The 9237-nt window shown below is 41.1% G+C and carries 9 protein-coding genes; 3 read left to right on the top strand and 6 right to left on the bottom strand.

Annotation, left to right across the window (positions count from 1 at the left end; genetic code table 11):
* Positions 1-415 precede the first annotated feature (415 nt).
* Positions 416-2365, bottom strand: a complete 1950-nt coding sequence (locus ACWB0I_RS07750; RefSeq protein ID WP_479387481.1) for a DUF3857 domain-containing transglutaminase family protein — start codon at positions 2363-2365, stop codon at positions 416-418.
* 317 nt (positions 2366-2682) lie between these two features.
* Here ACWB0I_RS07750 and ACWB0I_RS07745 point away from each other — a divergent pair, with 317 nt between their 5' ends.
* The 3 genes from ACWB0I_RS07745 (at position 2683) to tnpC (ending at position 6125) form a co-directional block, all read left to right on the top strand.
* Complete coding sequence (locus ACWB0I_RS07745; protein ID WP_479387480.1) at positions 2683-4737, top strand: S9 family peptidase; 2055 nt, start codon at positions 2683-2685, stop codon at positions 4735-4737.
* A 197-nt stretch (positions 4738-4934) separates the two neighbouring features.
* Complete coding sequence (locus ACWB0I_RS07740) at positions 4935-5126, top strand: hypothetical protein (protein WP_479387479.1); 192 nt, start codon at positions 4935-4937, stop codon at positions 5124-5126.
* Between the two features lie 3 nt (positions 5127-5129).
* Entirely contained in the window at positions 5130-6125 is a 996-nt protein-coding gene (gene tnpC, locus ACWB0I_RS07735) for an IS66 family transposase (RefSeq protein ID WP_479387483.1), read from the top strand.
* A 107-nt stretch (positions 6126-6232) separates the two neighbouring features.
* On the opposite strand, the gene ACWB0I_RS07730 is transcribed toward tnpC, so the two are convergent.
* The 5 genes from ACWB0I_RS07730 to ACWB0I_RS07710 form a co-directional block, all read right to left on the bottom strand.
* Positions 6233-6427, bottom strand: coding sequence for a DUF4258 domain-containing protein (locus ACWB0I_RS07730; protein ID WP_479387482.1), 195 nt, complete (start codon positions 6425-6427; stop codon positions 6233-6235).
* A gap of 541 nt (positions 6428-6968) precedes the next feature.
* Complete coding sequence (locus ACWB0I_RS07725) at positions 6969-7397, bottom strand: HEPN domain-containing protein (RefSeq protein ID WP_479387478.1); 429 nt, start codon at positions 7395-7397, stop codon at positions 6969-6971.
* The gene (locus ACWB0I_RS07720; RefSeq protein WP_479387477.1) at positions 7391-7717 is read right to left on the bottom strand and encodes a nucleotidyltransferase domain-containing protein; all 327 of its coding nucleotides are present in this window, start codon (positions 7715-7717) and stop codon (positions 7391-7393) included. Before ACWB0I_RS07720 ends, ACWB0I_RS07725 begins: the two co-directional genes overlap by 7 nt.
* A gap of 306 nt (positions 7718-8023) precedes the next feature.
* Complete coding sequence (locus ACWB0I_RS07715) at positions 8024-8449, bottom strand: hypothetical protein (protein WP_479387476.1); 426 nt, start codon at positions 8447-8449, stop codon at positions 8024-8026.
* A gap of 1 nt (position 8450) precedes the next feature.
* On the bottom strand, positions 8451-9237 hold a 787-nt coding region (locus tag ACWB0I_RS07710), incomplete at its 5' end, for a DUF5675 family protein (protein WP_479387475.1).

Genomic DNA, 9237 nt, shown 5'->3' with positions numbered 1-9237 from the left:
AACTGAATTAATTTTTACTGTTCATATTAATATAATTTAATATAAGAGTCCACTCTAAAAAGGTATTATTATCGAATTTTATTTAAATTTGCCTATTGTTTTTATTTAAATTACATCAAATATCTTCGTGTTAATCCGTGAAATTCGTGGTTTTTATACTGAACTCATATAATCAATAACGAATTAACAGTCCAGATAATGTACAAAAAAGCTGAATAGAGGCAAAAGATCACGAACCTGCGTCTTTGTGCTCCGTGCTTCGCTGTGAAAAGGTAATTTGGCCGGACAACACCCAAGGCAACCAAAACATCTGCGCGGGAATTTAAACAACCGCGGAGAGCACAGAGAGTTGACAAAAGAGTATTTTTAGCGTTTTCTGTGTTTGATCAGAAAGAAGCCCAAAACCCTTTTTTCTTTAAAAACGAATCGGCTGGCCCTTCTGGCTAAAAACGATCGGCTGGGCAAAACAGCGATACGCCCGATCAAGAAAGGACTGAAACGCTGAATATTGTTCCGCCGGAATTTCCTGCTCCGAAAGTTGAAAGCCATAGATTAATTTCAGGGCATTGCTTTGTTCGGTAGTACATGTCAGGTTAAAACGGCCAAAGGCACTGGTCGCCTGCTGGGCCAGGGGGCGGATTCGCATGTTCCAGGTCTGCGGAAAGGTAATCCTTAATTCCAGGCTTTTGGAAAAAGGAAAACCGAATTGAATGGCATGCACACGCGTAGCCGCACGAAACAACTGCCACAGATCGGGGTCGATTAACTGCCCGGGGACAAAACTCAAAGGCCGCTGCGCTTCCTGAGCCTGGCCCATCTCAAACTGCACATTAAAGCGTAGCGTGTCTGAAAAAGTGTACAGTCCCTGAAACCGAAAAGTCTGAATCTGGAACGGCCAATCCATCTGACACAAAAAGGTCTCCAGCCAGCGTTTGCGATCCGGTACATTGGCAGGCAGCAAGGCAGCCCTCAGGCGGGCGGCCGGTGAGCCGTAAAAGGAAAATTGCAGCGTAGAGACAGCCGATCCATCTTTTCGAAAGGTAATCTGTCCTCTAACACGCGTTTGATTACTGGTTTCAATATCGCTAATCTTCTGCAACCGATAGTCATCATATTTGCGGACGATCAGGCCGTACACATTTCGTAAATACCAGGGCAAAAAACCAAAAGGCGCCCCTTTGTGTGTAGGATCCAGGTAAAATGTCTGGCCATCTTTTAATTGTGAAAAAGCGATAACGTGGTTAAAACGAAAAGGAGTGGCCAGACTGGTGTCCAATTGCCCGTTTTGTCGGGTGGAAACCAACATGGGGTAAACCTGCAATCCGGCAGCCTGAGCCATGGCGCACAGCAATGTGACCATGTCCTTGCAGTCGCCGTAACGATTCAAAAAAACTTGTTTGGCAAAGTGAGGCTGGTAACTGCCAATGCCGATGGCAATGGCAATGTAGCGAATGTGATCCCGAACCCATTCGTAGATGATTTGCAACTGCTGCCTCTCATCGCTGGTGTTGGTCAGCAATCGGCGAACGAACTCCCTGATGCTTCGATCGGCTTTAAGGCGATCCTTACTCAGTTCAAAATACCAATTGGCCACATCTTTCCAGCTTTCAAAACCGAGTGGAGCAAACAACAGATAGGCTGCCACATCGGCCAGCGGCGGCATGGCCGGTTCTTTGATCAGGGCCGGCATATCTTTAACCTGCCATCTGTAAATGGTCTTAAAACCACTGGGACGCTTAACGCTGTCCGGTTCCAGCTGGTAATGATACACCTTATGGCGCAATTTCCAGGAAGAAGGAAACTGAATTTCAAAGCGGGAACGCAGTACAGGAATAAAGTCCTGGAAATTCCAGCTATGGTACAGGGTAAGGTTCTGGTACAGTATCTGATAACGGTATTCCAGAATGTCGCCGGGCTCCACATCAGGGAAGGTAAATTTCTTGGCTTTTTGATCGGCATAAAAAATAAAATCCGGGTAGAGAAAAATATCAAAAATCTGATCCGGATTCAGGGTGCTGATTCGGCCATCGCCATGGATGGTGCGCGCTTTAATCTGATCCACACTGGAATTACCCGGGAAATATGGAATAACCACATTGCAATAGCTCAGACCGCCGCGGTCTAAAACACGAATCACGCGATGCCGGTCGAAGCGCGTAAGTTTAATTTCTCCCTGCCCTTCGATGGAAACCTGTCCTTCGTCGAGCAGAACAAGCGCATGCGCTGTAGGATAATCACTGGAGTCGGGTAAATCGGACAGCGAAAGCTCTTTCCAGTCCAGACGATCGGCCCAGTGATTGGACGTACAGGCCGACCCAAAAAGTAAAATTATGAAAAGAAAATAGAATTTTTTCCGCCCTCCCATTTTATTACCCAACAGCTGACTCAGTTGTCGGCGGGAGTTAATTGTTTTCAGGTTTTTGAACGCAAACAATGTGTTTTACCTTCTTTGTCTTCTGCTGTGCAAATGCATTTTTTCAACGAAGAGAAACGCCTCCGGAAGAAGAGAGCTTGCGCCCGACGTTCCTCTCTTCTGTAAGAATTTACTAAGGATTTTTGAAAATGCAATGCAGGATTGCTTCACAATAACTATCTTTGTAAATTCGCTTTTTATGATTTAGTCGGAGGTAAACCATGTACTACAAGATGTTAAATCTGTTGATTTTAATAGGGGCTCTTCTTATGAGTTGTCAGTCAAACAAAATCAAACCGCCGCTTGCCAAACGCATTGCCCACAGAGATACCATGTTCAATGATGTACGAGTAGATTATTACCATTGGCTTCGGGATCGTTCCAATCCGGAAGTGATTGAATATCTGAAAGCGGAGAATGCCTACACCGAATCCATGATGGCCCACACCCGGGCTTTACAGGGAAAATTGTACAAAGAAATGGTAGCGCGCATCAAAGAAACCGATATTTCTGTACCGGTCAAAAAAGGGGATTACTATTATTACACGCGGACAAAAAAAGGCTTGCAATACCCCATTCACTGCCGCAAAAAAGGGAGCCTAAAAGCCGCGGAAGAAGTCATCCTGGATGAGAACGAACTGGCCAGAGGGCACAAATTTTTTGAAATCGGCGTTTTCGAGGTCAGCCCCGATCACCGCTACCTGGCCTATTCGGTCGATACCACGGGAAACGAAACCTACACCATTTACATCAAGGATCTACAGAGCGGAAAGCTCTTTGACGAAAGCATAGAGAACACCTATTACACACTGGCCTGGGCCAATGATAACCAAACATTCTTTTACACGGTGCTGGACGCAGCAAAACGTCCTTTCAAGCTGTACCATCATCAACTGGGACAGGACCCGAGCCAAGATGTTCTGATGCATCATGAAAAAGATGAAAAATTCTTCATCAGCGTGCGGCGCAGCAAAAGCGGTAAGTACATCTTCATGAACCTCTCCAGTCAGGTCACCTCAGAAGAGCGGTTTTTAAGGGCCGATCAGCCGCTTGCCCCATTCAAAGTGTTTTTGCCCAGGGAATACAAGGTGGAATACTCCCTTGTTCATCTGGGAGACTTCTTTTACATTTTAACCAATAAAGAGGCCATCAATTTTAAACTGATGCGCACGCCGGTCAATCGCATTCAACCGCGCTACTGGCAGCAGGTTATTGCCCACAATCCAGATGTGATGTTGGAACGTGTAGAACCGTTCAGGGATTTTCTGGTCATCCTGCTACGCGATAAAGGGCTAAAACGCATTCGTGTTACAAACGTAAAAAACATGGAAACGCACTTTATTGCCTTTGAGGAACCGCTCTACACGGTTTCTCTGGTTTCCAATGTGGAATACAATAGCAAAATACTGCGCTTTTCCTACCAGTCCCTCATTACGCCGCGTTCAATCTATGATTACGATCTTGAGGCGAGAACGCGGGTGCTGAAGAAAAAACAGGAAGTACTCGGAGGGTACGATCCTACCAACTACCAGATGGAACGCCTATGGGCCACAGCCAAAGACGGCGTAAAGGTACCCATTTCTCTGGTTTACAAAAAAGGACTGAAAAAGGATGGTTCTAATCCGGCCTATTTGTACGGCTACGGTTCCTACGGCGTACCGCGCGATCCCTATTTTTCTTCAAATATTTTTAGTCTGCTGGATCGCGGTTTTGTTTACGCTATTGCGCATATCCGCGGTGGAGGTGACCTGGGACGTCAGTGGTATGAAGACGGGAAATTGTTAAAGAAGAAAAACACCTTTTCCGACTTCATCGCCTGTGCCGAATATCTGATTCAGGAAGGCTTTACAAGTCCAGAAAAACTGTCCATTGCCGGAGGCAGCGCGGGCGGCCTGCTCATGGGCGCCGTAACCAACATGCGTCCCGACCTGTTTAAGGCCGTGATCGCCCACGTACCGTTTGTAGATGTACTGAATACCATGCTGGATCCAACCCTGCCCTTAACGGTGATTGAATACGATGAATGGGGCAATCCCAATCAGGAAGAATATTACTGGTACATTAAATCGTATTCTCCTTACGATAACGTCAAAGCACAGAATTATCCAAATATGCTGGTTACGGCCGGTTTGAATGATCCACGCGTCAGTTATTGGGAACCGGCCAAGTGGGTGGCCAAATTACGCGCTACCAAAACCGATGACAATCTACTGCTCTTAAAAACGAACATGGGCGCGGGACACATGGGCGCATCAGGCCGCTACGATTATCTAAAAGAAGTGGCCTTTGATTACGCCTTTTTAATCGACCGCATTCTGCAATAATTCGCACAACGGAAAAACCGCCTGTATTTCATCCAAAAATCACGGGCGATTTTTTAGCGGGCTTCCTTTAAATTAAATGGTGGGCATTAGCGGATTAAAATTTTTGTGCTGAAGATCCTAAGGCAGCAAAGCCGCAATGTAACTCGAGCTTCAGCTCGAGACTTTTATAAGGTCTAAATGACAATCAGTGAGGCTTCGTGCCGAGCGTCATTCCAAATCCTGATCCTCGGGGAGATGCCCGTCTGGCCACCGGACAGGCCCGTCTGGCCACCGGACAGGCCCGCCAGTCTGGCAAGACGCAGCCTGACAGGTCTGGCCAGCCGGACAGGTTTATCCGGCCGAAGGTTGGAGCCAAGCGGAAATCCCGATATTCGGGGACGGGCCATTAAACAATTAAACAACTCAACCTTTTTACTTTCTCATACAGCACAAAAATTTTCGCATCCCGCTGTGGCGGGATTATAAGTTTTGAAGGAAGTATTCTAAAGCGTTCAGGCCTGGAGATCGCAGAATTAACACTTAATGATTGGATTAAGGCGGTTGCGGAAAAATTGGAGCCGATCTATAATGTTCAACGAGCGCGTATCTTGAGCCAGAATTATCTGATGGTTGATGAAACCACGATTCCTGTTTTAGATAGTACGAAGAAAGGCAAAACTCATATTGGTTTCTTTTGGCCCTATTTTAGTCCTGTAACAATAAGGGATATTCCTGGGCGTCATGCTCACTTTCCCAAAGAGACTTTAAAAGATTTTACAGGCTATTTGCAGACCGATGGCTATGCTGGTTACAACGAGGTTGGCCGCAGGTCAGATGTGATTCAATTGGCCTGTTTTGCTCATGCCCGTCGCAAATTTGAACACGCATTGAAAAATGACAAGAAGAGATCATCCTGGATGTTAAAGCGCATCCGATATTTGTATATGGTAGAAAGAAAGGCACAAGAATTAGGATTAACCTCAGAAGAACGATACCATTTTAGGCAAAGGCATTCCATTCGCCAACTTGAGGCAATGCACCAATGGGTTTTGAAGAACAGAGCGGAGGTGGTGCCAAAGAGTGCCATAGGTCAGGCCATCGATTACACTTTGAGTTTATGGTTACGTTTAAGGCGATATGTGGAAGACGGTCGCCTGGAGATTTACAACAACCTGGTTGAAAATCATGCTCGGCCGATTGCTCTGGGGAGAAAAAATTATCTCTTCGCGGGTAGTCATAAAGGGGCGAAACGGGCAGCCATCTTTTACACCATATTGGCCAATGCCCAACTTAACGGTCTTGAGCCAAAAAATTATTTAAGAAAATTATTTACCATCTTGCCAGGTTATCCTGAAGATCAGCTTGAAGACCTACTGCCAGAAAACTGGAAAAAGAATTTCGAAAATTAATCATCTACAAGCTTCATTTAAAAAGTCAATATGTACTTCACCGGATGGATACGTTACCGTAACAAAACCCGGTTTCGTATCTCCGGATTTGCAAATAACACATTTCATTATGTCCTCCTCGTTTTAAAATCTTCTTTCCAAAGCTTTGGATCCGGTTCATACACCGTTATAATATAACATAATTCGGCGGAGGAATCTATAGCACAAACAACATGAATTGGGCGCCCTTTAATTCTGGCAAAGAACAGATAGCTTGGATAAGGTTTATCGTCAGGGTATTCGGCTATGATTTCACCGGTCAGAACGGCAGTTAAAGCAGCTTAGTTGCTAATTGCGCGCTCAAACATCCTTTGAATAGCATGGCTGCTAAATATAAAAGTTTTACACATATCTGATATTATGATCATTTTTACCTTAAATCAGAAAGTAAATAAAATTTTATAATGCATCAACATAATTTAAATCCAATGTTCTCTTTTTTAAAAAAGCATATCTTCTTTTAGTTTGTTTAAACTCATTTAATTTACATGAAATTATGAGAACCAACGAAAACGTAATACAACATTTTGGGCAATTAAAGGGTTTGTTCCTCTAAATTAAAAATACATGCAAGACTTTTGGCCGCATTGGCGTAATCGGACGAGGCGGCAAACACGCTGCGCCACTTTTGTTCATTCTGCAATATCCACAAAAAATCGTGGTTGCTTTGCCCGTCGTTCATTATGCGCACGAGATTGGTCACATTCATTTTAAACCGAGGATTGAAACATTTAAAAACTCGATTTTTCAAAGAGCGCCAAGCCATTTTTGATTGAGAGTTTCTGAATTTTCTGCTGCTTCTAATTAGCAGGGGCCTGGCAATGTAATTTCTTTATCTACGATTTTTTTTCTTATTCTTTCGATTTCATTTATGAATATTTCAGCACTTTGGAATAATGAAATAGCCTCAGATTCCGAGGGCGTGCTAAAATCTTCATAATCGTAGTCCTGACGCGCATCAAATGCTGTATGTGCAATCTTACTAAATTTTTTATCAATAAGTCCGGTTTTTATGAAACATTTATCAAATAATGCGATAATTCCCGAGTGCCTGGCGCTATCGAGTTTAAGCAAAATTAAAAGAGACCGAATGGCAAAAAAAATTGCATAATAGGAACGATTAATACTACCGTCGTACATTTGTTTTTCTAAAAGAAGTCGTGACTGGGTTAATAAATTTTTGGCCTTATTTAATCGATATTCGGATAGAACAACCAATTCGTTTTCTAACATAAACGTACACCATCGCGAGCAATTTCTTGATAAAATATGGTTCGGTATTGTCTATTTTTTTCCCAGACCTCAATATTTTTTAAAATGGGTGAAATCTTTACGCCATACTTTATGGAATATTCCGAGGCCAGGGCGCTTACTTTTTCCCTTAAAGTAAAATCAAATTGTTTGACGATAATAAGAATATCTATATCCGAGGATTCATCCGCCTGCTTCCGCGAATAGGAGCCGAATAAATATTGGGCAATTAAGTTGCCTCCTAAAATTTGCTGAATATCCGAGGAAAAGAGTTTGATAATGTGTTTAATTCGCCTGTTCATAGTTATTCCATTTTGTATTAATTTAATATCTAAAATTTTATACGATATTGCAACCTCAATGATCAAAATTTGAGCTTGACGTTACATGTTTTTTAAATTGGCCCCGCCACTCGACTTTATGATTAATCCTGCCCCTGTAGATGAGCAAGCAAGAATTCCGTGCGCCTGGCCGCATCGGCGTAATCGGACGAATTGTCTGAAATGCTGTCCAATTTCAATTTCATCTGTAAAATCCAAAAATAGCCTTGGAATAATAGAACTTAATATTATTAAAAAAAATAATTTTTGAGTATAATGTTTTCCGAATTATTCAATAAATCGTATTTTAATATTTTTTAATTCAAAATATAACTTTTTAGCCATTAATTGATATTCAGAGCTATTTAAATATTTTTCTGTAGTATTTATCATAAGTTCTTTAAGCTTATTAAGCATAGTTTTTAACAAAATTTTATCAACATCGTCTTCATAATCATATACAGTAAATGTTTGATACTGAAGTTCATTCAACCAATCTAAAAATACATTTTTATGATCGTTCATTATTTTAAAAAAAATAGTATCATTAATAATCAACATTTTAGAAATTTTAAAACTAATATCATAACCAGAAGCCCCATCTCTATTATTATACTGTTGTATTAATTCAAGAAATTTAATCTCATTATTTTTTGATTGTGAATATAACATTGTAAATTGTAAAAAAATAAATATCAAATATTTAATTTTCATTTTAACTCCTTAAATCTTTGTTATCATTATTTGTTTCTTTATTTTTATCAGGATCCTGAATAATTACTATAATATTTGTTTTTTCTTTTTTCTCTTTATCTTTTTTAATAATATTCTTTATATAATCTATAATTTTTTTCTTCATTTTTCTGCTATAACCTACCCAATCCCTTTTATAATAAGTACCTGGTAAAATACATCCTTCTGTATCGGCCGGCTGATTACCTTGATGAATTAATATATTAGTTCGTCCATTTTTATCTTTTAGTCTTATTACTTCACCAAATTTTTTAGATTTATCCAATTTAGCCTCATAAATATCCGCTTTAATTCTACTAATATTATTTTTATTATCTTTATAAGGCAATTCCAATGTGTAACCATGTAAGGTATTATCATTTCCTGAATTACTAACTACTATTCTACCAATTGTAGAATTCTTTGTTTCTAGAAACCTCTTAATTTTTATTTCAATATCAGTTAAACCTCCAATATCAATATGAGTAATAGGATTGTTACTTCCATAATGATAAGGTGTTTTGCTTAAATCTAAATTATTTAATGGATCTACTGAAAGAAAACGTCCAATCAATGGGTCATAATATCTCGCCCCAAAATAATACCAGTTAATCCCATTTTCCTCATCCAGTTCTTTACTTGAGTATTTGTACAGCGCATAATTCAGAGCCGTGTTCATTGACCGCCCAGGCATGCGTAGTCCAAATGGATAGTAGTCGTTATATCCCTTCACATCCCCGTTTTCATCAACGGTTACACGAATATTACCA

The organism is Caldithrix sp., assembly GCF_056497305.1.
The sequence above is the reverse complement of the archived record's forward strand: the minus strand, read 5'-3'. Positions and strand labels throughout refer to the sequence as shown.